A 26,436-nucleotide genomic window follows, 5' to 3' on the forward strand; every position below is an offset into this window, starting at 1 on the left:
CGTGGGCCTGAGGGTCCGCCCGTGACACGTGCCGCGTCGACCGGCCATGAGGCCCCGTCAGAGGCCCCCACCCTCCGCCTTCAGTTCCTCCGCTCGCGTCCGGACCGCCCGAGTCCGGCCCGCCCGCCTACGGGGCACCGCCGACGCGAGCCCCGGGAAGGCCGTCGCGGCGAGGAACGCCAGCGCGAAGGAGCTCACGGACAGCGACCACGCGCCCACGCCCGCATAGACGACGGCCACACCGAGGTCGGACCAGGCGCACACCAGGAGGAACCGGCCCGGCCGTACCCGGGTGGCGCCTGCCCGAGCCAGAACCATCGCATGGCCGCAGCGTGGCGATCAAGGTAGGTGTGAGAACGGACCGGGCCGAGCGCAGGGACTGAAGGGACCCGGTTCCGAAATAGCATCGGGGTATCCGTCGACCTGGCGCTCGGTCGAGACACACCTTTCATATATGTCCCGACCGTACACCTCACACCGCGGCCAACGCCTCCGTCGGCGGCAGCAAGGACGCCCGGACGGCGGGATACACACCCGCCACCATCCCGACGACGACCGCCCCCGCCCCGCCCGCGACCAGCGCGAGCGTCGGGATCACCACGGGCCAGGACTGCGACACGGCGTACCCCGCCGCCCCCGCCGCACCGAACACGGTCCCGGCACCGCCGCCCAGCGCGGACAACACCACCGACTCCGCCAGGAACTGCCCCCGGATCTGCCCGCGACTGGCGCCCAACGCCCGGCGCAGGCCGATCTCGCGCCGTCGTTCCAGCACCGAGACGACCATGGTGTTGGCCACGCCCACACCTCCCACGAGCACGGCGACCCCCGCGAGCCCCAACAGGAGCACCGACAGCGTCTGCTCGGTGGCGCGCTTGGCGGCCAGCGCGTCCGACGGGCGGCTGACCTGGACCAGGCCCGGCAGTTGGGGGTGAACGGTGGCCGGCAGCACGGCACGCACTGCCTCGATCCGCGCCTCGCGAGCCGTGACGTAGACGACCGTCGGGTGGCCGTCGAAGCCGAGTCGGTCCCGGGCCGCCTTCCAGCCGACCAGAACGGCGCTGTCGAGGTCGGGGGCGAGCGGCAGCGGGTCGAGGATGCCTATGACCGTGAACCAGCGCCCGCCGATGTAGACCTGCCCGGCATACGGACCGCCCGGGGCGGGCCGGACCCGGTCGAAGCCGAGCCGGGACGCGGCCCGGAAGCCCAGCACCACGGTCGGGAAACGAGCCGTCGTCGGGGTGAGGAACGTCCCGGACCGGACCGTGCCGTGCACCGCCCCGAGGAGGTTCGTGCGGGCGGCCAGGACGCTGATGCCGGAGGCGTCCGCCGGGTCGGCCCGGTCCGAACGCAGCACCGTCGTATGGGTGTTGGCGACCGCGCTCGCGCCCGTCACCGGACCGATGCGGGCTGCCATGGCGTCCGCGTCGGAGGGCAGCACCACCGGGGGATCGCTGTTCGCCTGCGGCGCCACCCGCAGCATGTTCGTGCCGAGCGCGGACAACCGGTCCATCAGCGCCCGCTGGCTGGAGGCGGGTACGGCGGTCACGACGACCAGCGTGGCGATGCCGATGGAGATGCCGAGAGCGGACAACGCGGCCCGCGGACCACGGGTTCTGATCCCCAGCAGACCGAGGCGCAGGATGTCGGAGAACGCCGGCCGGACCGGGCGCGGACCGTGCGCAGCAGTCGTACGCGTCATACGGCACTCACCTCACACACGTCGTCGGTGATACGGCCGTCACGCAACTCCACCCTGCGCGGCAGCCTGGCCGCGATGTCACGGTCGTGGGTGATGACGGCGATGGTCGTGCCCTGCGCGTTCAACTCGACGAGCAGATCGAGTACGGCTTCGCCGTTGGCCGCGTCCAGCGCTCCGGTCGGCTCGTCCGCCAGCACCAGAGCGGGACGGGTGGCCAGCGCCCGCGCGATGGCGACCCGCTGGCGCTCGCCCCCGGACAGCTCCTGGGGGAGGTGCGCGTGGCGGTGCGCGAGTCCCACCCGGTCCAGTGCCGCCTGCGCCAGCGGCCGGCGTTCGCGACGCGGGACACCGGCGTACAGCAGACCGGTTGCCACGTTCTCCGTGGCATCCAGCCCGTCGGTGAGGTGGAAGTGCTGGAAGACGAAGCCCAGCGACCGTGCCCGCAGTGCGGAGAGGTGACGGTCGCGCAGTGTGCGGACATCGTGCCCGCTCACGCGGACGGTACCGGTCGTCGGCCGGTCCAGCGTGCCCATGATGTGCAGCAGCGTCGACTTGCCGGACCCGGACGGGCCGACGATGGCGAGGAGTTCGCCCGCGTCGACCCGCAGCGACACCCGGTCCAGCGCGGTGACGCCGCCGGGGTGGCATTTGGTGACTTCGTCGAGGAGGAGAACGGGCTCCGCAACAGGGGCGGCAGGGGCGACAGGGGCGGCAGGGGCAGCAGCGGCGGGAGTGGTCATGGGGCCGTCACCACCTTGCTGCCCTCGGCCAGTCCCTTGCCGCTCACCTCGACGAGGCCGCCCGCGAACATGCCCGTCCGCACCGCGACCAGCGTGCCGTCCGGGTGTTGCAGGGCGTACCCGCCCTCGCGCAGGGCGAGCAGCGCCCCCACCGGGACGGTGAGCACCCCCTTGCGGGCGGTCGTGTCGAACCTGACCTGTACCGCCGCCGCGTCCAGACCGCCCACGTCCGCGGCCCGGTTGGGGACGACGCTCACGTCCACGGTGGCCGGCCCGTTCTGCGCCGCCGCGTCCTGGGCACCACCGCCCTGCACGGTGCGCCCGAGTGCCTTGACGGTGGCCCGCACGGTCCTGCCGTCGGGCAGCGTGATCTGCGCCGTGTCGCCGACCTTGATGGTCCCCACGTCGGTGGCTTCCACCGGCACGGTGACGGACTTGGCGGCGGAGGTGTAGGTGAGCAGAGCGGCGTCGGCCGGGTCGCCGACCTGTGCCTGGACGGTGTCGACCCGCACCGCACCGGGCAGCACGACGGCACGGCCCGGGACGAGGGTGCCGGTGGCGTCCTGTCCGGTGTCGTGCTGCCACCGCTTGAGTGCCGCGGCGAGCCCGGGGGTGAACTCCTCGCCCTCGCCTGCGTTCCGGGCGGTCCCCGCCGGACCGGTGTCGTACCCGAGCGCCCGCAGGTTGTCCCCGAGCACGCCCACATCATGGCCGCGCACCCCCGTCTTGCTCAGAGTACGGAAGAACGGGGTGGCGCCGAAGAAGACCGGCACAGGCCGGTCGTCGACCCGGTACAGGGCCTGGCCCCTGACCGCACGCGCACCCGGCTTCGGCAGCGCGGTGACCACACCCTGCCCGGTGCCCTTCGCCACATGTGACCTGCCGAAGCCCAGGGTGCCCGGCAGCGTGCGGCTGTCGGAGAGGTCGGTCCTGGTCACCGTCACCGTCCGAACCCGCAACGGGGCGGCGGCCTCGGTGTCCCGGCCCGAGTGCGCGCCGCTCCACACCACCGCCCCGGCGCCCGAGACACCCACGACCAGCAGGGCGCTCAGCGCGGCGGCGGTCTTAGCGCGTCTTGCCACCGAAGGCCTCCATGGTGCAGCTCTTGTCGACCTCGGTCTGCCGGGCCTCACTCATCGTGGTCTGACCGTCGTACGTCCAGCCCGAGTTGTCGGGCAGCGCGGTGACCTTGAGCCCTTCGCGGTTCAGGCACTTCACATAGGCCCGGTAGTCGTCGTCGTAGTGCGGATTCGTCGACCGCTCCAACTCGGGTGGCTGCAAAGGCAGTTTGTTGACGCAGGCTTTGGTGGCGGCTTTGGCCGTGGGACTTTGGTCGGTGTCGTCGATGGAGTCCGGGCCGCGCTGCGGGAGCATCTTGTGCCCGTGGTCCTTCAGACAGGTCGCGTAGATGTGCCAGTAGTGGTCGCGTTCTGCGTCCGAACTGTCCAGGCGCAGTTGGGGGCGGTCGGCGTCGGTGTCCGGTGCGGTGCTCGCACTCGCTTTGCCGGACGGGGCATCGCTGTGCAGGGACGCCACGTCCTGCCGCGTGGAGCTGCCGTCGTCCGAACCGCCGCAGCCGGTGAGCAGGAGAGCGCCGGACAGCAGGACGGCCGTGCCGAGCACGCGGCGGCGGAGGAGGGGAAGGGTGGGGTGGGTCATGGGCGCCATGGTCCGCGCCATGTGTCGGGAAGCCGTCAGGATTCCTTGCCCGTCTGTTGCGACTGTCCGCCCCACGCCCGGCTGTCGCGAAGGCACAACTTCCCGACCGGTTGCCGACAGCATCACGACGCCGCCTTCCTACGCTCCCGCCCATGCCGAAGACTTCCCGCCGCACAGACGGCTGCCGGAACCGGACACGCAACCACCCGCGCCGCACGCTCGCCCTCGCCACAACCGCGCTCGCCGCGGGCATCGCCCTGTCCGCCCCTGCCGCTGCGACAACCCCACACGCCGACGGCGTCGCCCTCCACCCCCAAGCAGTCACCGCGGCTCAGCAACAAGCCGTACTGAACTACTGGACCCCGGACCGCATCGCCGCCCTCACCGAACCGTCATCCCCCGACCAGCCGCCGAAGAGCGGCCCGGACGGGGCGCCCTGGACCGGAGCCGACACCCTCGGCCGGACCGTGGGCAGACTCTTCTTCACCGACCACGGCGAGGACGCCAGTTGCACCGCGACCGTCGTCACGAGCGCCAACCGCAGCACGGTGGTGACGGGCGGACACTGCGTGAACAGCCCGAACCTCCTCGGCGAGGACAACCAGTGGACGACGAACGTGATGTTCGTCCCCGGCTACCGCGACGGCCGTGCGCCGTACGGGAAGTTCGTCGGCCGGCTGGGCGTGGCCGACACGACCTGGCTGCGGTACGACGCGATCGACTCGCGCACGTACGACGGCCACGACCAGGCGTTCGTCGTCCTCGGCACCGACCCCCGGGGCCGCGCCGTACAGGACGTGGTCGGTGCCGCCCAGCGCATCGCCTTCGACCGGCCCGGCGACCGGACGGTGCACGAGTTCGGCTATCCGCGCTCCGCGTCCGACCCGGCGCGACAGGGCCTGCCCGAGTACACCGGCGCCCGCCTCGCCCACTGCACGGGTCCGGCCCGCGAGGACCCCGGCACGCCCGACTTCCCGGAGCCCAGGGGTGAGTGGGGCACTGCCTGTGTGATGGGCGGTGGCGCCAGCGGCGGGCCCCGCATGACCGGCTTCGACCCGGTGAGCGGCCTCGGCACGGTCGTCGGCGTCAACACCCACAGCGCCTTCCTCACCCCTTCCGGCGAGGTCTGCGACGACACGGACGCCCCGGCCTGCGAGCGCCACCTGGTCGGCCCGCAGTTCACCTCCGCGATCACCCGCCCGCTCTACGCGGCCGCCCAGCACGCCGACTGACCGGCACCGGAGCCCTCAGCCAGGCAACCGCAGCGAGAAGACCGACCCTTCCCCGACCACGCTCGACACCTGCGCGCTGCCGCCGTGCGCCTCGGCCAGCTTGCGGACGATCGACAATCCCAGCCCGCTTCCCCCGCTCTGCCGGCTCCGGGACTTCTCCGCCCGCCAGAACCGGTCGAAGACCTTGGGCAGATCCTCACCGCTGATGCCGGACCCGGTGTCCGCGACGCGGAACACCACGTCGTCGCCCTCCCGCTGCGCGGAGAGGGCGACCGTGCCACCGGCCGGCGTGTGCCGTACGGCGTTGGACACGAGGTTCCCGATCGCCTGCCGCAGCCGCATCGGATCGGCGCACAGCACGAGCCCCTCCTCGGCCCGTACCCGCAGCTCCACCCCCGCGGACCCGGCGTGGCCGTGATGGGCGCGGGCTACCTGGCCGAGCAGAGAGGCGGCATCGACGTCCTCCGGGTGCAGCTCCAGCGCACCGGCGTCGGCCGCCGACAGGTCGCGCAGGTCGTCGATGATGTGCTGGAGCAGCATCGCCTCCTCCAGCAGCGAGGAGACGAGGCTCTCGTCGGCGGGTACGACACCGTCCTCGACGGCCTCCAGCCAGCCCCGGACATTGCTGACCGGCGCCCGCAGCTCATGGGCGACGTCGCTCACCAACGCCCGCCGCAGCCACTCCAGTTCCTGCCGTCTGCTCGCCATCAGGTTGAACGCCGCGGCGAGCCTGCCGAACTCGTCGTCACCGGCCACCTCGACCCGCGCGCTCTGGTCGCCGTCCGCCATCCGCTGCGCCGCCCCGGTCAGCGCCCGCAGCGGCCGCACCATACGGGTGCCCGCGACGAACGTGACCGTCACGGTGGTCAGGAGCACCGCGAGGGTCACGCCGACGATCCGCATCCGGTTGACGCCGGACAGGTCGAAGAACGTGGCGATCTTCCGGTCGGGCGCGGTGGCGAAGAGCAGCGCGGGCGGCGCCACATAGGGGTCGAGCTGCTCGCGCCGGGCGGTGGAGAGACAGGACGTCACCGCCCGGGTGTCGGGGGCACCGCGCACGTCGGCGGGAACCCAGGTCAGATCGTCGGCCAGCCGCACCTGCGCGGCATGCCGGTCACCGAGGCAGTCGTTGACGAGCCCGCCCAGCTGGGCGAGAGCCCGGGTCTCCGTACGCGTACGGCGCTGAAGGCCATCGGCGCCGCAACGGTCCCCCGTGTCGAGGACATGGCCGTCGACCTCGATCTGCGCCCGCCCGTTCGGTGCCCGCGACACCTCGACCTCCTGCGCGGGACCGGCATCGCGCAGGCAGGCCGCTGTCCGGGAGGCGCGCGCCGCAAGGTCGTCCCGTTCCCGGCCGGTCAACCGGAAGGGCCCGACCGCGCGGGGGTCGATACGGTCGATGGAGGAGCCGGTGGCAGAGCGGGCGAGCGTGGTGTCCACGGCCAGTGCGTCGACCGTCGCCGACGCCTTCGAGGGCAGTGTCCCCGCCGAACCCTCGCCCCCGGAGTCCGCCAGCGGATGACGGGCCTCGTCGGTCAACGTGACGCGTCGGCCGGTCCGTTCCGACAGGGCGCGCAGCGTGGGCCCGACGCCACTCCAGTCCGGATGGGTGGCCGCGTACCCCACGAGTGTGTCGTAGATCCGTGCGTCGTCGGCGAGAGCCTGCCCCCGCTCGCGGCCGATGGCCACCGCGGTGAGGCTGACGACCAGCCAGGCCGTCGCCACGATCGAGCACAGTGAGACCAGCGCGGACAGCCCCAGCAGCCGCGACCGCAGACTTCTGCGCAACGGCAGGTCACGGGGCACGAAGACCGCCCTCGTCAGCGGGGGAGCGGATTTCGGCGATCTTGTAGCCCACTCCGTACACCGTGAGCAGCAACGCCGGCCGGGCGGGATCGCGCTCGATCTTCCGCCGCAGGTTCATGACGTGTCCGTCGACCGTACGGGTCGTCACATACCGGTCGATCCCGTGGAGACGCTCAAGTATCTGCTTCCTCGTGAACACCCGCCCCGGAGCCGCTGCCAGCACCTCCAGCACCCGGAACTCCCCAGGAGTGCACTCGGTCAGCCGCCCGTCCACCCGCACTTCGAACCGGCCGGGATCGACCACGAGCGACCCCACGACGAACACGGGCTCGTCCTGCCCGGTACTCGAAGCGGCCCCCCGCCCGGCTCGCCGCAGCAGGGTGCGTACGCGGGCGACCAACTCGCGCGGGCTGAAGGGCTTGGTCATGTAGTCGTCCGCGCCGAGATCGAGCGCCAGGAGCAGGTCGTCCTCCTCGGCGCGCGCGGTGAGCATCAGGACCGGCACCTCGGACTCCGCGCGCAGCACCCGGCACACGTCGAGCCCGTCGACGCGGGGCATCATCCAGTCCAGCACCACGAGATCCGGCATGCGCCGCCGGAGCTCGTCCAGGGCGGCCCGCCCGTCGTGGACGACCGAGACCGTGTGGCCTTCCCGCTCCAGATAGCGCCGGATGAGTTCGGCCTGCTTGGGATCGTCGTCGGCGAGCACCACATACGCACACATGCGGTCATCGTAGGAACCGCGGCGGCCCACACCTCGCCGCCGCCGCGGAATTGGGCGAGCGGGCACCGGAGGACAACGGGAACCCAACAGGATTCTGACATTCCGGCGCCCCGGCACACATGCGTCAACGCACCAGACACGGCCGCTTGCTGTCGAAGGTCCAGTCGGGCACGAGGTAGCGCATGCCGATCGCGTCGTCCCGGGCGCCGAGGGCCTTCTCCTGGTAGAGCTCGTGCGCGGCGAGCAGCCGGTCGGTGTCGAGCTGGACGCCGAGACCGGGCGCGCGGGGGATCGCGATCTCGCCGTCGACGATGCGGGGCGGCGAGACGGTGAGGCGTTCCAGGCCCTCCTGCCAGATCCAGTGGGTGTCGAGGGCGTTGTACTCGCCGGGCGCCGCGGCTCCGCAGTGCGCGACCATGGCCAGGCTGATGTCGAAGTGGTTGTTGGAGTGGCAACCCCAGGTCAGACCCATGGCGTTGCACAGCTGGGCCACCCGCACCGAGCCCTGCATGGTCCAGAAGTGCGGGTCCGCCAGCGGGATGGACACGGATTGCAGTGCCAGTGCGTGGGTCAGCTGCCGCCAGTCGGTGGCGATCATGTTGGTCGCCGTGGGCAGGCCGGTGGCCCGGCGGAACTCCGCGAGAATCTCCCGGCCCGAGTAGCCGTCCTCCGCGCCGCACGGGTCCTCGGCGTAGGCGAGGGTGCCGACGAGCGGCGCGCACAGCTCGATCGCCTCCCGCAGGGACCACGCCCCGTTGGGGTCCAGGGTGATCCGTGCGTCGGGGAAGCGGTCCTTCAGCGCTTGGATCGCCTTGACCTCCTCCGTACCCGCCAGCACGCCGCCCTTCAGCTTGAAGTCCCGGAAGCCGTAGTGGTCGTAGGCCGCCTCGGCCTGGCGGACGATCGCCTCGGGGGTGAGCGCCTCCTCGTGCCGGACGCGATGCCACTCCACCTTGGCGTCGGGCTCGCGGACGTACTCCAGATCCGTGCGGTCGGGGTCACCGACGTAGAAGAGATAACCGAGGACCCGTACGGACTCACGCTGCTGCCCGTCGCCGAGCAGGGCCGCGACGGGGACGTCGAGATGCTGGCCGAGCAGGTCGAGGAGCGCGGACTCGACGGCGGTGACCGCGTGGACGGTCGTCCGCAGATCGAAGGTCTGCAAGCCACGACCGCCGGAGTCGCGGTCGCCGAACCGGTCCCCGATCTCGCGCAGAACTCGCTTGTAGTCGCCCACCCGCGCGCCCACGACCAGGGACTCGGCGTCCCGCAGCGTCTGCGTGATCTTCTCGCCGCCGGGCACCTCGCCCAGACCCGTGCGGCCCTCGGAGTCCGTCAGCACCACCACGTTGCGGGTGAAGTAGGGGCCGTGGGCGCCGGAGAGATTCAGTTCCATCGAGTCACGGCCCGCGACGGGATAGACGGCGAACGCGGTGACGGTGGGCTGGTTTCGGCTGGTCATCGGAAATCCTTAAGGCCAAGGGAGGGCAGGTCAGATGCTCAGGGCGTCCAGGACACGTTCGACGGCGAGTACGCCGCCCAGGCCGAGGATCGCCAGCACGGTCGTGTACGTCGTACGTGCCTTGATCGCGTCGAGGACCGACAGGTTGAAGTACTCCTTGAACATCCAGAAGCCGGGGTCGTTGACATGGCTGAAGGCGATCGAGCCGCAGGACACGGCCAGCACCATCAGCTCGGGGTGGACACCGCTGCCCGCGACGAGCGGGGCCACCACACCGGCGGCCGTGACGACGGCGACCGTCGCGGAGCCGAGCGCGATGCGCAGGATCGCGGCGATGAGCCAGGCCAGGATGATCGGCGAGATGTCCCAGCCTTCGGTGAAGTCCTTGATGTAGTCGGCGATCCCGCCCTCGACAAGGACGCCCTTGTAGGCGCCGCCGGCGCCGATGACCAGCAGGATCATCGCCATCGACTTGGCCGCCGAGACGCAGGAGGCGCTGACCTCGTCCAGGCTGCGGCCGATGCGCGGGCCGAACGCCCAGATGGCCAGGCACAGAGTGAGGAGCAGGGCGACCGGGGCCGAGCCGATGAAGTCGACGGCGTGCAGGACCTCGTTCTTGTCGTCGTCCACCGCCATGTCGGCCACGGCGGCCCCCGCGATCAGCACGATCGGGACCAGTGCGACGAACAGCGACCAGCCCATGCCCGGCATCTCGTCCTCCTCGAACACCCGCTCCGTGACGAGCCCTTGGGGGATCGAGGGGTCCATCCGCCGGACGAACGGCAGCCGCGGCCACACCAGCGCGATGCCCGCACCGATCGGCACGGCGAAGAAGAGACCGTAGAGCAGGGTGTGACCCACGGACGCGTCGAAGGTCGCGGCGACGGCGGTGGGGCCGGGGTGGGGCGGCAGGAAGCTGTGCATCGTGGACAGGGCGATCGACATCGGAAGGCCGACCCACAGCAGGTTCTTGCGGGTGACCCGGACGATGGTGAAGGCGACCGGCACGATGATGACGAAGGCGACCTCGTAGAACATGGTCACGCCGATGAGCATGGCGGTGATCACCATGGCGATCTGGACGTGCCGCGGTCCGAAGGCGTCGACGAGCCGGCCGGCTATGCGTTGCGCGGCACCGGAGTCGCCCATGACCCGGCCGAGCATGGCACCGAGGCCGACGACGAGCAGGGTGTCGCCGATCTGGTCACCGACGCCCTCGCCGAGGACGTCACCGATCTCCGCGGCCGGGATTCCCTGCACGAGCGCGACCCCGACGGCCACGAGGAGGAGGGCGATGAGGCCGTTGAGCTTGAGCTTGGTCATGAGGAACAGCAGGACCAGCACGCTGATTCCGACGACGACAAGAGGCATGGATCAGTTCCCCTTTGAACTGTGCGCAGATGACGACCGCCACCCGCCCAGGGGCGGCGGCCGTCTGTCGTGGTGAGGTGGGGCGAGGTGGGGGTGGGGCAACGGCAGGCGTGGGTGCCGACGGGCGCTCCGCCAGGGGTACGGAGGAGCGTGGAGGTGGGCGGAGCCGGTGGTGGGCGCTCCGCTGAAAGGTGGCTCAACCGATGGTTCAGCTGACGCCCGTGAGGCCTGAGCCGATGGCTCGCTCAGGGCCTCGGCCGATGTCTCAGCCGGCTGCTCCGACCAGCCCCAGGCCGGTCTCCAGAAGCTTCTCCAGCTCGGCGAGGTCCTGCGGACCGGGATCGGTCAGCGGCGCGCGTACCGGCCCGACCGGCCTCCCGCGCAGCCGCGCCGCGGCCTTGACGAGCGAGACCGCGTAACCCGGCACCCGGTCCCGCAGCTCGACCAGCGGCACGTAGAAGTCCCGCAGCAGCCGGTCGACGGTGCTGTCGTCACCGTCACGGAGCGCGGCGAAGAACGCGTCCGCGATCTCGGGCGCGAAGGCGTGCACCGCCGAGGAGTACGCGGGCACACCGACCGTGGCGTAGGCGCGGGCCTGGATCTCCGCGGTGGCGGCCCCGTTGAAGAAGAGCAGATGGTCCGGGGCGGCGAGGGTGAGGCGCTGGAGCCGGTCCAGGTCGCTGTGGCCGTCCTTGAGGCCGATGACCGTGGGCAGTTCGGCGATGCGGCGCAGGCTCTCGATGCTGAAGGCGACATGGTCGCGCTGGTAGACGATGAGCGGGATGCCGGTGCCCGCGGCGATCCGGCGGACCTGCTCGACCAGCCCCTCCTGCGGGCCCTTGACCAGGTAGTGGGGGAGTACGAGCGCGGCGTCCGCCCCCGCCTCCTCCGCGATCCGCGCGAACCGCACGGCCTGCGCCCAGCCGTACCCGATACCGGCGACGACGGGTATCCGGCCGTCGGCCACCTCCACGGCCGCGGTGACGACCTGCCGGTACTCGTCCTCGTCCAGCGCGCTGAACTCCCCCGTGCCGCAGGCGGGGAAGACCGCGCCCGGCTCGGTGGCCAACTGCCCCGCCACATAGGTGCGGTAGGCGTCCAGATCAAGGCTGCCGTCCGCCGCGAAGCTGGTCAGCGGGAAGGACAGCACACCGCGCGCCATGCCGTCCTGCAGGCGCCGAGCAGCGTCCTGAGCCGCCCTGTTCAGAATCATGAACTCACTCCATGTATATGGACTCTATCTACATATGAGGATGGAGGTTAGGGTGATGACCGCGCTTGGTCAATGGCCGGAGCACACCCGATGCGGCCGACCGCCGGAAATCACCCGGTACGTCGGCTCAGGGCCGCACGCCCACCTCGTGCACGGCCTGTGTCCAGGCGCGGGCCTGCTCGCTGAGGGTGATGCCGAGGCCGGGCCGCGACGACAGATGCATCCGGCCGTCGCTGATCCGCAGCCGCTCGTTGAACAGCGGCTCCAGCCAGTCGAAGTGCTCCACCCACGGCTCGTGCGGATAGGCCGCGGCCAGATGCAGATGGATCTCCATGGCGAAGTGAGGTGCGAGGTGCACATGCTGGATCTCGGCGAGCGCGGCCAGCCGCAGGAACTGCGTGATGCCGCCGATGCGCGGCGCGTCCGGCTGGATGACGTCCACCGCGTGGTGCCGCAGCAGCTCCTGGTGCTCGGCCACGCTCGCGAGCATCTCGCCCGACGCGACGGGCGTGTCCAGCGACGCGGCGAGCGCGGCGTGCCCCTGGGCGTCGTACGCGTCGAGCGGCTCCTCGATCCAGACCAGACCGAACTCCTCCAGCGCCCGCCCCATCCGCTGCGCGGTCGGCCGGTCCCACTGCTGGTTCGCGTCGACCATCAGCGGCACGTCGTCCCCGAGGTGCTCGCGTACGGCGGTCACACGGCGCAGGTCCGCCCGGCCGTCCGGCTGACCGACCTTGATCTTGATACCGCCGATGCCGCCGGCCAGCGAGGCGGTGGCGTTCTCGAGGACCTGCTCGGTCGGAGCGTGCAGGAAGCCCCCGGAGGTGTTGTAGCAGCGCACCGAATCCCGGTGGGCGCCCAGCAGCTTCGCGAGCGGCAGACCGGCCCGCTTGGCCTTCAGGTCCCACAGCGCGATGTCGAAGGCGGCGACGGCCTGCGTGGCAAGACCACTGCGCCCGACCGAGGCCCCCGCCCACACCAGCTTCGTCCAGATCCGGGCGATGTCGCTGGGGTCCTCCCCGATCAGTGCGGGCGCTATCTCCTTGGCGTGTGCGAACTGACCGGGCCCGCCCGCACGCTTGGAGTAACTGAAGCCGACACCCTCGTACCCCTGCTCGGTGCCGACCTCCACGAAGAGGAAGGCGACCTCGGTCATAGGTGTCTGTCGACCCGTCAACACCTTGGCGTCACTCACCGGCGTGGCCAGCGGAAGGACGACCGAGGACAGCTTGAGCCAGGAGATCCGGTCCAGCGTCGCCTCGCCCTGGCGTGTGCCGTACGGCGTCGAGTTCATCGTGCTCACCACGTGCAGCTCCGGTGCCTTGCAGGGGTTGGTTGCCCCCTGAAGCTAGGGCTCCGGAGAATGCACGTCTAACTCAAAATTTGCATACGTTGATACCGGGAGAGCATCGTTGTTCACACTCACGCAACTGACCAGCTTCGTGGCCGTCGCCGAGGAACTGCACTTCACCCGCGCGGCACAGCGCCTCCGCATGACCCAGCCCCCGCTGAGCCGGCAGATACGGCAGCTGGAGCACGACCTCGGCGCCCAACTCCTCAACCGCACCAACAAATCGGTCCAACTCACCCCCGCGGGCCGGGCCTTCCTCGCCGAGGCCCGCACCATCCTGCGCCAGTCCGAGCACGCCACTCTCGCCGTACGGCAGGTGTCGTCGGGGGAGGCGGGCAGCATCACCGTCGGTTTCACCGCCGCCAGCGCCCACTCCGTGCTCGGCACCCTGCTGAGCACCGCCCACGAGGCGATGCCCCGCGCCGAGATCGTCCTGCGCGAGATGGTCACCCGGGACCAGCTCGCCGCGCTCGCCGACAACAGCCTCGACCTCGCCCTGGTCCGCCCCTCGGCCATCGGCCCCGACCTTGTCTCCACACCCGCCGTGAAGGAACAACTGGTCGCCGCGCTGCCCGCGACCCACGAACTCGCGAAGGGTGAAGGAGCGCTGCACATCAAGGACTTCGAGGGCCAGGAACTGCTGATGTACTCACCCGTGGAGGCCCGCTACTTCCACGAACTGCTCATCAGCGTCTTCCGCTCCGCCCAGGTCACCCCTGTCTACTCCCAGTACCTCAGCCAGGTCCACAGCATCCTCGCCCTGGTCAACGTGGGCCTCGGCGTGGCACTCGTCCCCGAGACCGCCGCACAACTGCGCCACCCCGACGTCGTCTTCAAACCCCTCGAACTCCCCGTACCGGCCACGGTGGAACTGGACCTGGTCTGGCGCCGCGCCAACGACGCCCCCGCTCTCCACGCGCTGCTGCACCGCCTGCGCAGGCGCATGGCGTGACCGGCCGGGCTACGGCATGGAGTGAGCCAGCAGATAGTCGACGGCCTCGACGACGTCGTCAGCCGTGTGATGCGCAACCGTGAGCCCGTCCGGCCAGTCACGGCCCCGCACCCAGATCGTGCGCAGCCCCGCCGCCGCACCACCGGCGATGTCCGACTCGGGGTTGTCACCGGTCATCCAGTCCCCGGGAGTCAACTGCGTGCCGCACCGAGCCGCGGCGAGCTCGAACAGCCGCGCATCGGGCTTGCGCACGTCGATGTCACCGGACGCGGCGATCCCGTCGATCAGATCGGCGAGACCGGTGGCCCTCACCTTGGCGCGCTGGATGTCACTGGCCCCGTTGGTCGCGACCCCGATGCTCCAGCCCGCGTCCTTCAGCCGCGCCAGACTGTCGAGCACGACGGGGCGGCAGTGCACGGCGGACGCCATGCGGTCGACGTACACCCGCCACAGATGCTCGGGAGACTCCCGGACCGGGAACGCGGCACGCAACCGCTCGAAGTCACCGCGATCCGCGCTGTCGGCCAGCTCGGCACGCAGCCAGCCCTCGATCTCCGGACCGTAGGCGTGGTCGTGGACGAGGTCGGCTATGGCATCGGCGAACGCGGCACGGCGGTCGACCAGGGTGCCGTCCAGGTCGAAGAGAGCAAGACGCATGCCGCCGACCCTAACCGCCCAGGTCATTCGCCTTCCCTTCCGGAGGGATGGCAGCATGCACGAGAGCGCTCCTGGCGACGACGGGACCGTGCGCACCAAGCAGGGAGAACCGATGAACGCGCAAGACAGGTTCTCCTCTCTCACCCCGATGGAGAACGGACAGCCCCCACCGGCGCTCCCCTCCTTCCGCCACCGCACCGGGCCCGGCGATCCCGGCTTCGTCGGCCGGGCCGCTGAACTTCGAGCGCTGCGGGACTTCCTGATCGAGGCGACGGACCGCGGCGCGGCCCTGGTGGTGCCCGGGCAGGCCGGCGCCGGCAAGTCGGCACTGCTGGAAGCCGCGGTCGAGGCGGCGAGGGCCGATGGCATGCGGGTCCTACGGTGTTCCGGCATCCGCGGCGGCCACCCGCCCGACCTGTCCGGCCTGCTCCAGATCATCTGGCCGGTGCGCGGCGCCACGGACCTCGACGCGGCGGACCTCGACGCACTATTCAGCGTGCTGGTCGACGGCGCCCCGACACCGGGCGGTGGACACTCCTGGCTGGCCTTCACCGTTCTGGAAGTGCTGACAGCCGTCAGCCACCCCGCACAGCCCCTCCTGGTCGCCGTGGACGACTGGGACGCGCTGGACGAACCCAGCAGGCAGGTGCTCGCCTTCGTCGCTCGACGGGTCCAGGGCCATCCGCTGGCCCTGCTGATGACCACCCGTCCGCACCGCCCCCTGCCCCGTCCCGCGACCGGTCTTCCCACCCTGCCCGACCCCGCGACAGGCCTCCCCGCACTCCCGCTCGGCCCGCTGTCTCCTGCCGAGTCCGCTCTGCTCCTTGCCTCGCGACGTCCGCACCTCGGCGCGGAGACCGCGCGCGAACTCCTGGCGACCGCGGCGGGCAACCCCCTGGCCCTGTTGGAACTGCCCGTCCCGTCCGAGGACGCACGACCCGCCATACCCGCCTCCTCCGACCGACTGGCCGCCGCCATGGCGCCCGGCGCCGCGGGTCTGCCCGCCGGGACCCGGGACCTGCTGCTGGTCGCCGCGCTGCACCCGGAGGCGGACCTACCGCTGCTCTTGGCGGCCGCGTCCCGGCTCGGCGGCGCGGAACTCGACTTCGCGGTACTGGCCCCCGCGGAGCGCGCGGGCCTCGTGGCGTTCGACGGCCTGCGGGCGCGCTTCGGCCACCCCGCGACGGCGGGGGCGGTCGTCCATGGCACCGACCCGCGCCGGTGCCGGGCCGCGCACGCCGCGCTGTCGGCTGTCCTGCCGGCCGGCTCGGTACGGATGCTGTGGCACCGGTCCCAGGCGGTGGAGGGGCACGACCCGGAGCTGGCCGCCCGCCTGGAGGCGATGCACGGCGACGCGCTGGAGCAGTACGAGCCGGCCATGGCCGTACGACTGCTGCGGCGCGCCGCCGACCTCCACCCGAGCCCCGCCGATCAGGGCCGCTGCGCCCTGCGGGCCGCCCAACTCGCCCAGCTCCTCGGGCTGGAGCGCATGACACGCACGCTGGCGCACCGCGCCCTGCGCCACCCGCTGGGCCCCTTGGGCACCCTGTGCGCCCGGGCCCTGACCTTCGTCGAGCACACCACTGACGGCCAGCCGCCGCCCATGCCGCTGAACGTCCACGCGACAGCTTCCAAGGCAGCCCCCAGGGCGGCGTCCACCCCAACTCACCGATCGTCCGCCCCCGCGGCCCCCGTCGACCCGTCGTCCGCCTCCGGTCCCGCCGCGGCCTCCGCCGCCCCCGCCTCCGGGGCCTTCGCCGACTCGTCGTCCGCTTCCGGTCCCGCCGCGGCCCCCGCCTCCGCGGCCCCCGTCGACCCGTCGACCGCCTCCGGTCCCGCCCCGGACCGTCCCGACTCCGCCGCCCCCGGTCCCGCCGCGGCCTCCGTCGCCTCCGCTGCCCTCGTCGACCCGTCGTCCGCCTCCGGTCCCGCCCCGGACCGTCCCGACTCCGCCGCCCCCGGTCCCGCCGCGGCCTCCGTCGCCTCCGCCTCCGCTGCCCTCGTCGACCCGTCGGCCGCCTCTGGTCCCGCCCCGGACCGTCCCGACTCCGCCGCCTCTGGTCCCGCCCCGGACCGTCCCGGCCCCGCCGCCCCCGGCCCCGCCGCCGGCAACCCCGACTCCGCCGCCGTCCCGGACCCCACCGACCCGGCCTGCTGGCCCACCCCCGTCGGTGCCGACGAGCAGGAGAACGCCCTGGAGCTGGCTCGGATCACGGCGCCCGTCCTCGTGGGCGACGACCGACGATGTGATGCGCTGCTGGCCTTCCTCGACGCGCTGCCGGAGCGTGCGCACGACTCCCGGTGGCTGCACGCCACGGCGATGGTCCGCCCGCTGGACCGGGCAGGCACCGTCCTCGTGGGCATGCCCGCCGGCCGGCACCTGACCGACCTGCCCGTGCGCGACATCGAGCGCCTCGGGCAGGCCGCCATGCTGGCCGGTGACCCCGTCCGGGCCATGGACCTGTTCCGACAGGCGGAGCGCCGCCGCTTCCACGCCCAGCCGGACCAGCTGCCCTGGGCGCTGCTGCGGCAGGGACTGGCGCATGCCGGCATGGGCAGCTGGGCCCAGGCCGAGCACGCCTTCCGGAGATGCGCGAAGCTGGCCGACAGCGCGTACCGCCAGGGCCACCACGCGGCGGCGGCCCGCCTTCTGCTGGATGTCGTACGGGCTCTGCGCACCGGCACTCCGGCGGCTCCCCGCAGCACGCGTGACCTGGCGGCGGCCAGGCGCTCGATGCCGGCGATCGACTCGGTGCTCGCCGTCTGCACCGCCTGGGCCCTGGTGGAGGGCGGCGACCACGCGTCGGCCTTTCCCGCGCTGTCGTCGCTGCTCGACGCCCCGCATACCCGCTCGATCGCCCTGTTCGCCCTGGTGGCCTTCGCCGAGGCCGCCAAGGCCGAACAGGCATCCCCGGAAGCGCTCGCGATGCTCGACCGCCTGGAGACGGAGTTGGGCGAACAATGTCCCCCAGCGGTCGCCCTCCGGTTCACGGTGGCCCGGGCCGTGCTCGCGGACGAGCATGACGCTCAGGAAATGTTCAAGCGGGCCTTCAGCGAAGACCTGATCCGCTGGCCCTACCTGGAGGCGCCGCTGCGGCTGGCCGAGGGCCGATGGCTGCGACTGCGGCGGCAGTTCGCCGACTCCCAGGCCACTCTGCGCCAGGCGGCGGCGGCCTTCACCATGCTGGGGGCCGAGGCCCGCGCCCCGCGGATCGCCGAGGAGCTACGGGCCTCCGGGGAACGGGCGGACGGCGCGACCCCGGGCGCGTCCCGGCCCGCCGCGGCGCGCGATCTGCTCACCGCCCGGGAACTGCGGATCGCCGAACTCGCCGCCCGCGGCCTGTCCAACCGGGAGATCGGCGAACAACTCGGCCTCGCACCACGGACCATCGGCGCGTACCTGTACCGCGTCTTCCCCCGCCTGGGAGTGACGTCCCGGGCCCAACTGGCCGAGATACTGCGTGACTTGAAGGGACCGGCGGACCCTCCCGCCACCTGACTGGCCTCGCGTCAGTCGGCGGACCCGAACCTCGCGGCCAACTGCGCCCGCGAGGAGACGCCCAGCTTCGGGAAGATCTGGTACAGGTGCGAGGCGACCGTACGGGGTGACAGTCGCAGCTGTTCCCCGATGGCCCGGTTGGACAGACCGCGGGCGGCCAGGCGGGCGATGGTGAGCTGCTGCGGGGACAGCAGCCGGGAGAAGTCGTCCACGTCGTCCTCGGCAGGCTGCTCCTCCGCCGCCCAGCCCGTCGCCCGGAGCTCCGAGGCGGCCTGTTCGGCGCGCGAGGGGGCGCCCAGGGCCCGGAAGACCGACTCGGCCGCCGACAGCGGCGTACGGGACTCCGTGACGCGCCGCCGACGCCTGAGCCAGGCGCCGTACCCGAACTGGCTCATCCCGTGCAGCAGCGGCCACACCTCGATCCCCGGCCGCAGCACGCGGCGGTAGCGCTCCTCCGCCTCGCCGTCCGGGGCGAGCACCGCCTCCGCGTAGGCCACGATCCGCTCCAGCAAGGGCGAACACCCGGCCTGCGTCAGCGCCGCGACATGGTCGACGACGGTCCTGGCATCGGCCAGCTCCCCGGCGGGCAGCGCCGCCTCCGCCAGGAAGGCGAGGCCCCAGAACTGCTCGAAGGCGTACGGCGTCGTCGGGTCCGCGAACAGAGAGCGCAACCGGACGTAGGCCTCGGCATAGCGGCCCGTGCCGGACGCGGTGAGCGCGCGGGCCAGGACGGCCAGGCTGAGCTGCCTGCTCTGGCCGAGCCGCAGGGAGGACTCCTCGACCTCGGCGGCGCTCTCCGAGGCCCTGTCGTGCTCTTCGCGCAAGGCGGCGACGATGGCCAGCATCCCCGTGGCCCGCGCCGCCCAGTCCTGCTGTCCCGTCCGCTCGGCGATCATCCGGCTCTCCTCGGCCAGCGCCAGAGCCGTGTCCCACTGGGTGCCGAGCCAGATCTGGCACATCGTCCGCGGTACGAGCATCAGCGGCAGCTGCCCGTACCGGCCGGCGGTGCGGAAGGCGCCCTCCACCTCCTTGAGGAGCGGCTCGGCCAGTTCGAAGTCGACGGTGAGGGTGGTCACCTGACTGAACAGACTCCGCCCCTCGACCTCGGCGGGCCGGGGAACGGGCTGGGGGACCGGCGGCCGGGGCACTCGCAAAGGGTCGATCAGCGACAGCACGACGAGATACCACCCGTCCCGGGGCCCGGCCCGCAGCTCCTCCGCCGTGCGCAGGACCAAGTCCCTTTCCCACGGCCCGACTTGCTGCCACCGGCATCTGCGGGCCGCCGCGAGCAGCAGTTTCCGGGGGAGCACCGGATCCTGCGCGGCGACCGCGCGCGCCGCCTCGCACAGCTCGACGATCCGCTCGCGGCCGGCCGCGCTGCTGCCCGGCAGCAGATCGTGCACCCGCAGCAGCAGGGCCCGCCCGAACGTCCCCAACTCGGTCGGATCGATCTGGCGCACCAGCCTCAGGGCCTGGTCCACCAGACCGTGGTCACCGGCCAGCTCGGCGGCCCGCAGCAGCCGTACCGCCCGGCGTTCAGGATCCGGGGAGAGCCGCGCCGAACCCTCCAGAGCGGCGAGCGCCACCAGCACCTCGGTGATCGAGCGTGAACCGTCCGCCAGCCGGTCCAGCCGCTCCGCGAGCTCCTCGTCCGGACCCGCCACGCACTGCGCCGTGTGCCAGGCGGCGTGGGCAGGACTGCCGAGGCTCCGCCCGAGCGCGGCGTGCACGGCCATACGTCGGGCGGCCGACGCCAGCCGCAGCACGGCCGGCCGCATCAGCGGCTCGCGGAACAGAACCCGAGGACCCTCAACCTCCTCGTCGACCGCCTCCACGACCAGCCCGCGAGCGACGAGCTCCGAGAGCCCGGCGCGGGCCGTGTCGTCGCCGCCGAACAGGATGCCGCTCGCGCGCAGGATGTCCCGCGTGCGCGGTGAGGCGCTCAGCGCGGCGGTGAGCAGCACCTCGCGGGCGGGCGCCGACAGCGTCGCCCAGTCAAACGCGTACGCCTCGGCCAGGCGTGGTGTCGCGGGCAGCATGCCGAAACCGGCCGCGTCCCCGAGCGGACCGCCGCCCAGGGAGAGCTCGGTGAGGGCGAGCGGATTGCCGCGCGCCACGGCGAGGACGAGCTGCTCCTCGCCGTACCCGGTGACCCGCCCGGCACGGGCGACGAGCGAGCCGGCGTGCGCGTCGGGCAGCGGCCCGAGCGTGACAGCGGCGCCGTGCGGATACGAGGGTGAGTCGCCGCCGGTGCGCTCGGCGACGATCATGCCCACCGGCCCTGACCGCGACCGCGACCCCGCCCCCGGCCCCGACCCGGTTGGCGTCGAACCGCAGAGCCCCGCCAGGGCGAGCAGGGCCTCGCGGCTGGCGGCGTCCAGCCGTTCCAGGTCGTCCACGCACAGCAGCACCGGCTCCGACAGCGTGGCCAGCAGCCGCAGCACTGCCACGGCCAGCTCCGCGGGGCCCGGCACGGTGCTGCCGGTGAAGGCGGCGCGCACGAGGGCACGTTCACGATCCGGCAGGTCGTCGACACGCGTCAGGGCGGGTCGTAGGAGTCCGTGCAGAGCGGCATACGTCACGTCTTCCTCGCCGGGTGCCCACGCCGCCGACAGCACACGTATGCCCTGCCTTGCTGCTTCGGCCGCGGCGAGGCGCAGGAGGGCGGACTTGCCCGTACCGGGTGCGCCGCTGAGCTGGAGCACGCCGCCGCCTGCGGGCAGGCCCGTCAGGAACGAGGCCACCAGCTCCCGTTCCCGCTCCCGACCGACCAGGCCGGAGACGTCCGGGCCGGTGGCGTCCGAGCCGGTTCCCTCCGCCGTGCCGACGTGCGCGCTGATCACGTCTCCTCCGCTTCCCCGCCGTCCGCAGACCTGTCTGCCCCTGTACCTGGCCGCCTCTATCGTTCCAGGCCGGACAGGCCGCGGCACACGCTCACCCGTGCGCCCCTTCTTCCTCGACTCCCTCGACTTCCTTCACTCCCGCTGCTGCCGCGTGCTCCGCTTCTTCCACGGACCGGCCGTCCGCCCCGGCGGCCGCCGCCGTGGCGTAGAGGTCACGGATGCTGACGGCGGCCCCGGACTCCAGACGGCTGAAGACCCAGTCGATGGGATGGCACTCCCGAGCGTCGGGCAGCACCACGACGAACGGGGCGGTTGTGGGATGAGCGGCCGGGGCGGGCTGCCAGGCACCCCCGATGCGGCGCGTCACGATCTCGCCGAGGTAGCAACCGAAGGCGACCAGCGACTCGGCCATGTCCTCGCCGCTCACACCCTCGGCCCGGAAGCCGTCGACGATGTCCTCCACGACGTCGATGCTCTCGGGACTGTAGTCCAGCGCCGCGTCACTGATGTCGGCCGCTGCCGCCACGATGGCGGCGGCGAGCTCGGGCGCACTGCCGGGTTCGAGCGGGGGGTTCAGGTGCACCTGCATGTTGGTCCTCGGGCTGTTGCCGTCAATGAGGTCAAACTAGCCGCAGAACACCCGTCTACACATGTCCCTGCCCGGTTCGCGGCGGAATGCGGCCGTCCAGGGGTGGCGCGGGACGCACATGTTTCCGCCGGTGCGGCACACATACGCCAGCGAGAACTGGCCAAAGTTCCGAAGTGGCCGAATGTTGCCGCAGCGTAAAGGTGCCCGTCGGGGGTCGGTCGGTCCCGACGCGTCGGAGCCCAGGGGTGGCCGGATTTCGAACAATGATCACCGGAGTGCTGACAGCAGGCCCATTACCTGCAACGATCCCGTCGCTTCCGACTGCCTCGTCCCTCTGTCGCAGTCGCCTCTGAGCTCCACAGGCAGCCCCGACGTCGTGGCACCTGTGCCGCCTGCCCCTCCGAGCCAGGAGAGTCATGTCCCGCTTCAACCCCGCCGCACGTGTTTCGCGCGCGGACCGGCCGATGTCGCGCCTGAGACCCGTGGGCCCGCTCGCGGTGTCCCTCGCCGTGGCCCTGGGCACCCTCGCCCTGACGACCCCGCACGCCGCCGCGGCCCCCGCCCCCGTGGGCACCGGCACCGCCCGCGACGCCGCACACACCCCGGCGCCCCCGCTCCTCGCGGCCAAGGCCAGGGCCGGCGCCGAAACCGTGCCCCTCAGCCGCGCCGAACGCGCCTCGCTGCTCGACCGGGCCGCCGCCGACCGCCCCGACGTCAGAAAGGCACTGCACGCAGGGAGCCAAGAGAACCTGGTGGCCAAGGACGTCCTGAAGGACGCCGACGGCACGGTCCACACCCGCTACGCGCGCACCTATCAGGGACTGCCCGTCGAGGGCGGCGGCGACCTGATCGTGCACGACGGCCCGCACGGCCGCAGCCTCGACGACTCCCTGCGCACACCGCTGTCCGTGGCCGCCGTCAGGGACGGCGTGACGGCGAAACGCGCGAGGAGCGGGGCGCTGGCCGAGGCCAGGAAGGAGCATGTCGAGCACGCCGCCGTCGAAGGAGCCGCGCGCCGCATTGTCTGGGCCGGTTCCGGCACTCCGCGTCTGGCCCTCGACAACGTTATCGTCGGCGTACGGGAGGACGGCACGCCCAGCCGTCTGCACGTCGTCCTCGACGCCGCCACCGGTAGCCGGCTCGCCGCCTACGACGAGGTGACCGCCGGCGTCGGCAACAGTCAGTACAGCGGCACCGTCCAGCTCGACACCCAACGGGTGGGCGACACCTACCAGTTGGTCGACCCCCAGCGCGGCGGCAACAGCGTCCGTGACGTCACCAGCGGGGGCCTGGGCGTCCTGTACACCGACGCCGACGACGTCTGGGGCGACGGCACCGCCGACGACCGGGCGACCGCCGCCGTCGACGCCGCCTACGGCTCGCGTACGACCTGGAACTTCTACCACGACGTGTTCGGCCGCAACGGCATAGCCGACGACGGCGTGGGAGCCGTGTCCAACGTGCACGTCGCGGGCCTGGCCAACGCCTACTGGCTCGACAGCTGCTTCTGCATGACCTACGGCGACGGCCTCGACAACCGGCACCCGCTCACCGAACTCGACATAGCCGCCCACGAGATGACCCATGGCGTCACCTCCGCCACCGCCGGCCTGCTGGAGACCGGCGAGTCCGGCGCCCTCAACGAGGCCACCAGCGACATCATGGGCACCGCCGTCGAGTTCTTCGCGAACAACCCCGAGGACGTGCCCGACTTCACGATCGGCGAACTCGCCGACGTCCGCGGTACCGGCAAGCCCCTGCGCTACCTGGACCAGCCGTCCAAGGACGCCTCGGAGAAAGGCACTTCACAGGACTACTGGACCTCCGGCACACACCTGCTCGACCCGCACTTCGGCGCCGGAGTCGCCAACCACTTCTTCTACCTGATCTCCGAGGGCAGCGGCCACAAGACCATCAACGGCGTCCACTACGACAGCCCCACCTACGACGGTCTCCCGGTCTCCGGCATCGGTCTGCGCAACGCCACCAACGTCTGGTACCGCGCCCTGACCCACTACATGACCAGCACCACCGACTACGCCGGCGCCCGCACCGCAACCCTCCAGGCCGCCGCCGACCTGTTCGGCACCACCAGCGACGCCTACGAGTCCGTCGCGAACGCCTGGGCCGCGGTCAACGTGGGCCCCCGCTACGTCAAGCACATCGCCATCACGGCCCTGAACACCCGTGACGCGGCCGTCGGCCAGCCGGTCGCCCGGACCGTCTCCGCCGTCTCCACCCGCCCCGGCCCCGTGACCTACGCGGCCAAGGGTCTGCCGGCCGGGCTGGCCATCGACTCCCGCACCGGCCTGATCTCCGGCACCCCCACGACGGCGGGCACCTACCCGACCACCCTCACCTTCACCAACTCGGCCGCCGAGAAGCGCCGTTACTCCTTCGACTGGACCGTGGTGGCCTCCGGCGGCGACTTCTTCGTCGACCCCGACCGCCACGACTACGCCCCCTGGAAGAGCGTCGAGACCCCCCTGACGGTCACCGGCCGCACCGGCAACGCGCCCGCCGACCTCAAGGTCTCGGTCGACCTCGTCCACACCTTCATCGGCGCCCAGGTGGTCCAACTGGTCGGTCCGGACGGCACGGTGCTGATGGTCAAGGACTTCAAGTGGGACACCGGCACGGAACTCCACGACACCTTCACCGTGGACGCCTCCGCCCTGCCCGCCAACGGCATCTGGAAACTCCGCGTCACCGACTACACCCCGGCCGCCCCCGGCATCCCGCTGAGCGAGGGCGGCTATCTCGACCGCTGGAGCCTCACCTTCTGATCCGTCCGGCCACCCCGTGAACGGCGCGGGCCCGCACCTCGGTGCGGGCCCGTTCTCGTGTGAGAAGAGCCCCGGGAGTGGACAAGAGGCCACTGGCCTCTTAAAGTCGAAGACACATAAAGGTCCAGCGGCCTCTTATGAGATCGCGTCTCGACGAGAACAGAAACAGAGGCACCCCATGAGCAAGACCTGGCTGATCACCGGCAGCTCCCGCGGCCTGGGCCGCGCCGTCGCCGAGGCCGTGCTGGAGGCAGGCGACAACCTGGTCGCCACCGCCCGGCGCACCGAGCCCCTGAACGACCTCGTCGGGAAGTACGGCGACCAGGTCCGGCTGGTCACCCTGGACGTGACCGACGCCGAGGCCTCCCGGCGGGCCGTGCAGGCCGCGGTGGACGCCTTCGGCCGCCTGGACGTCGTGGTGAACAACGCCGGCTACGCCGACATGGCCGCCCTGGAGGACATGTCCGACCAGGTCTTCCGGGACCAGATCGAGGCCAACCTCTTCGGCGTCGTGAACGTCACCCGCGCCGCCCTCCCCGTCCTGCGCAGGCAGCGCTCGGGCCACATCATCCAGATCTCCTCCGTCGGCGGCCGGGTGGCCGTCCCGGGCCTGGGTGCCTACCAGACGGCCAAGTGGGCGGTGGGCGGCTTCTCCGAGGTCCTGGCCCAGGAGGTGGCCCCCCTCGGCATCAAGGTCACCGTCGCCGAGCCGGGCGGCATGCGCACCGACTGGGCCGGCACCTCCATGGCCACCCCGCCCGTCAGCGAGCCGTACCAGCAGGTCGTCGGCGGTGCCGTCGCCGCCATCCGCAGCCAGGACGGCAAGCAGCCCGGCGACCCGGACCGCATCGCGCAGGTCCTCCTCGACATCGTGGCGGCCGAGCGGCCGCCGCTGCGCCTGCTGCTCGGCAAGGACGCCGTTCAGGTGGCGCGGACCTTCGCCGAGAACCTCGCCGCCGGGGACGCCGAGTGGCGCCAGGTGAGCGAATCCGTATGACCCGTCGGCCCGTTCCGGCACCGGGCCCCCAAGCCGGGAACCGTCCCGGCCTCACCCCCGGCGCCGCCTTGGGAACCGGCCCCGGACCCGCCGCCGGTGCCGCCCCGAGGACCGGCGCCGACGGGGCTTAGGGTTGCCGCAGGCGGCGCCACACGGGCCGCGAGCAAGATGTTCCCGGGAAGCGACGATGACAGCAGACGACCAGACCGCCGGCTTTCAACGCGCGCGCAGCGCCGAACAGCGCGAGATCCGCAAGCAGGCCATCCTCGACGCCGCGACACAGCTGCTGACCGAGATGCCGGTCAGCGAGGTCAGCCTGCGCGAGCTGAGCCGCCGCGTCGGGCTGTCGAAGACCAACGTCGTGCGCTACTTCGAGACCAGGGAAGCGGTCTTCTTCGAACTCCTCAACCGCTCCCTGGCCCAGTGGATCGACGACCTGACTGCCGAGCTGGCCACGAGCGAAGGGTCCGTGACCGCGGTCACGGACACCCTGGCCCACTCGCTGGCCCGACGTCCCCTGCTGTGCGACCTGTTCAGCGCTCTGGGCTCGGAACTCGAACGGAACATCTCCGCCGACTCGGCGCGCGAGTTCAAGCTCGCCCACGTCCGACTCCTGCGCGCCCTGGCCGACCTGCTGCGCCGGCACATCACCGCGCTGACCCCGGACGCCGCCCGCGAACTGGTCTCCCTGACTGTCGTCTGCACGGCCGGGCTCTGGCCGTTCGCCCACCCCTCCGAAGCCGTCGCCGAGGCCCAGCGGCACCCCGAACTCACCGACACGAAGGTCGACTTCGCCGCGATGCTCGGCCGTACCCTGCACCTCCTCGTCACCGGACTGCTGCGCACCGGGTGA

At 72.1% G+C, this 26,436-nt stretch carries 20 protein-coding genes; 6 read left to right on the forward strand and 14 right to left on the reverse strand.

Features of this window, described 5'->3' with window-relative positions; all coding sequences use genetic code 11:
* Positions 1-57: 57 nt before the first annotated feature.
* The 5 genes from ACIHIX_RS43145 to ACIHIX_RS43165 all read right to left on the reverse strand — a co-directional run bounded on the left by ACIHIX_RS43145 (position 58) and on the right by ACIHIX_RS43165 (position 4,101).
* Complete coding sequence (locus tag ACIHIX_RS43145; protein ID WP_399966069.1) at positions 58-318, reverse strand: hypothetical protein; 261 nt, start codon at positions 316-318, stop codon at positions 58-60.
* A 154-nt stretch (positions 319-472) separates the two neighbouring features.
* A complete protein-coding gene (locus ACIHIX_RS43150; protein ID WP_399966070.1) occupies positions 473-1,702 on the reverse strand; it encodes an ABC transporter permease in 1,230 nt (409 codons plus the stop codon).
* Positions 1,699-2,442 (reverse strand): ABC transporter ATP-binding protein, encoded by a 744-nt coding sequence (locus ACIHIX_RS43155; protein WP_399966071.1) that lies wholly within the window; start codon positions 2,440-2,442, stop codon positions 1,699-1,701. Before ACIHIX_RS43155 ends, ACIHIX_RS43150 begins: the two co-directional genes overlap by 4 nt.
* Positions 2,439-3,524 carry a hypothetical protein gene (locus ACIHIX_RS43160; protein ID WP_399966072.1) on the reverse strand — a complete coding sequence of 362 codons (1,086 nt, stop codon included), beginning with the start codon at positions 3,522-3,524 and terminating at the stop codon, positions 2,439-2,441. Before ACIHIX_RS43160 ends, ACIHIX_RS43155 begins: the two co-directional genes overlap by 4 nt.
* Positions 3,508-4,101 carry a hypothetical protein gene (locus ACIHIX_RS43165; protein ID WP_399966073.1) on the reverse strand — a complete coding sequence of 198 codons (594 nt, stop codon included), beginning with the start codon at positions 4,099-4,101 and terminating at the stop codon, positions 3,508-3,510. Before ACIHIX_RS43165 ends, ACIHIX_RS43160 begins: the two co-directional genes overlap by 17 nt.
* Positions 4,102-4,253: 152 nt before the next feature.
* Between ACIHIX_RS43165 and ACIHIX_RS43170 the strand changes: the two genes are divergently transcribed.
* A complete protein-coding gene (locus ACIHIX_RS43170) occupies positions 4,254-5,333 on the forward strand; it encodes a trypsin-like serine peptidase (RefSeq protein WP_399966074.1) in 1,080 nt (359 codons plus the stop codon).
* Between the two features lie 15 nt (positions 5,334-5,348).
* Here ACIHIX_RS43170 and ACIHIX_RS43175 read toward each other — a convergent pair whose 3' ends face one another.
* From ACIHIX_RS43175 to ACIHIX_RS43200, 6 genes are all read right to left on the reverse strand, one after another.
* Positions 5,349-7,139, reverse strand: coding sequence for a sensor histidine kinase (locus ACIHIX_RS43175; protein WP_399966075.1), 1,791 nt, complete (start codon positions 7,137-7,139; stop codon positions 5,349-5,351).
* Complete coding sequence (locus ACIHIX_RS43180; RefSeq protein WP_399966076.1) at positions 7,129-7,863, reverse strand: response regulator transcription factor; 735 nt, start codon at positions 7,861-7,863, stop codon at positions 7,129-7,131. Before ACIHIX_RS43180 ends, ACIHIX_RS43175 begins: the two co-directional genes overlap by 11 nt.
* A 124-nt stretch (positions 7,864-7,987) precedes the next feature.
* Positions 7,988-9,325 carry an enolase C-terminal domain-like protein gene (locus tag ACIHIX_RS43185; protein ID WP_399966077.1) on the reverse strand — a complete coding sequence of 446 codons (1,338 nt, stop codon included), beginning with the start codon at positions 9,323-9,325 and terminating at the stop codon, positions 7,988-7,990.
* Between the two features lie 30 nt (positions 9,326-9,355).
* Entirely contained in the window at positions 9,356-10,696 is a 1,341-nt protein-coding gene (locus ACIHIX_RS43190; protein WP_399966078.1) for a gluconate:H+ symporter, read from the reverse strand.
* A 265-nt stretch (positions 10,697-10,961) separates the two neighbouring features.
* Complete coding sequence (locus ACIHIX_RS43195; protein ID WP_399966079.1) at positions 10,962-11,909, reverse strand: 5-dehydro-4-deoxyglucarate dehydratase; 948 nt, start codon at positions 11,907-11,909, stop codon at positions 10,962-10,964.
* A 127-nt stretch (positions 11,910-12,036) separates the two neighbouring features.
* Entirely contained in the window at positions 12,037-13,203 is a 1,167-nt protein-coding gene (locus tag ACIHIX_RS43200; protein ID WP_399966081.1) for a mandelate racemase/muconate lactonizing enzyme family protein, read from the reverse strand.
* 118 nt (positions 13,204-13,321) lie between these two features.
* Here ACIHIX_RS43200 and ACIHIX_RS43205 point away from each other — a divergent pair, with 118 nt between their 5' ends.
* Positions 13,322-14,212 (forward strand): LysR substrate-binding domain-containing protein, encoded by an 891-nt coding sequence (locus tag ACIHIX_RS43205; protein ID WP_399966082.1) that lies wholly within the window; start codon positions 13,322-13,324, stop codon positions 14,210-14,212.
* A 9-nt stretch (positions 14,213-14,221) separates the two neighbouring features.
* On the opposite strand, the gene ACIHIX_RS43210 is transcribed toward ACIHIX_RS43205, so the two are convergent.
* Entirely contained in the window at positions 14,222-14,869 is a 648-nt protein-coding gene (locus ACIHIX_RS43210) for an HAD family hydrolase (protein WP_399966083.1), read from the reverse strand.
* A 112-nt stretch (positions 14,870-14,981) separates the two neighbouring features.
* On the opposite strand from ACIHIX_RS43210, the gene ACIHIX_RS43215 reads away from it, so the two are divergent.
* Positions 14,982-18,368: an AAA family ATPase gene (locus ACIHIX_RS43215; RefSeq protein WP_399966084.1), complete on the forward strand. Its 3,387-nt coding sequence runs from the start codon at positions 14,982-14,984 to the stop codon at positions 18,366-18,368.
* Positions 18,369-18,379: 11 nt separating this feature from the next.
* Here the strand turns inward: ACIHIX_RS43215 and ACIHIX_RS43220 are convergent, their stop codons facing one another.
* Together ACIHIX_RS43220 and ACIHIX_RS43225 are read right to left on the reverse strand one after the other, a co-directional pair.
* Positions 18,380-21,211, reverse strand: a complete 2,832-nt coding sequence (locus ACIHIX_RS43220; protein ID WP_399966085.1) for an AAA family ATPase — start codon at positions 21,209-21,211, stop codon at positions 18,380-18,382.
* A 91-nt stretch (positions 21,212-21,302) separates the two neighbouring features.
* Positions 21,303-21,800, reverse strand: a complete 498-nt coding sequence (locus ACIHIX_RS43225; protein ID WP_399966086.1) for a hypothetical protein — start codon at positions 21,798-21,800, stop codon at positions 21,303-21,305.
* 464 nt (positions 21,801-22,264) lie between these two features.
* Here ACIHIX_RS43225 and ACIHIX_RS43230 point away from each other — a divergent pair, with 464 nt between their 5' ends.
* From ACIHIX_RS43230 to ACIHIX_RS43240, 3 genes are all read left to right on the forward strand, one after another.
* Positions 22,265-24,586 (forward strand): M4 family metallopeptidase, encoded by a 2,322-nt coding sequence (locus ACIHIX_RS43230; protein WP_399966087.1) that lies wholly within the window; start codon positions 22,265-22,267, stop codon positions 24,584-24,586.
* A gap of 178 nt (positions 24,587-24,764) precedes the next feature.
* A complete protein-coding gene (locus ACIHIX_RS43235) occupies positions 24,765-25,583 on the forward strand; it encodes an oxidoreductase (RefSeq protein ID WP_399966088.1) in 819 nt (272 codons plus the stop codon).
* A 187-nt stretch (positions 25,584-25,770) separates the two neighbouring features.
* Positions 25,771-26,436, forward strand: a complete 666-nt coding sequence (locus ACIHIX_RS43240; protein WP_399966089.1) for a TetR/AcrR family transcriptional regulator — start codon at positions 25,771-25,773, stop codon at positions 26,434-26,436.

The organism is Streptomyces sp. NPDC051913, from assembly GCF_044593635.1.
Taxonomy (GTDB): domain Bacteria; phylum Actinomycetota; class Actinomycetes; order Streptomycetales; family Streptomycetaceae; genus Streptomyces.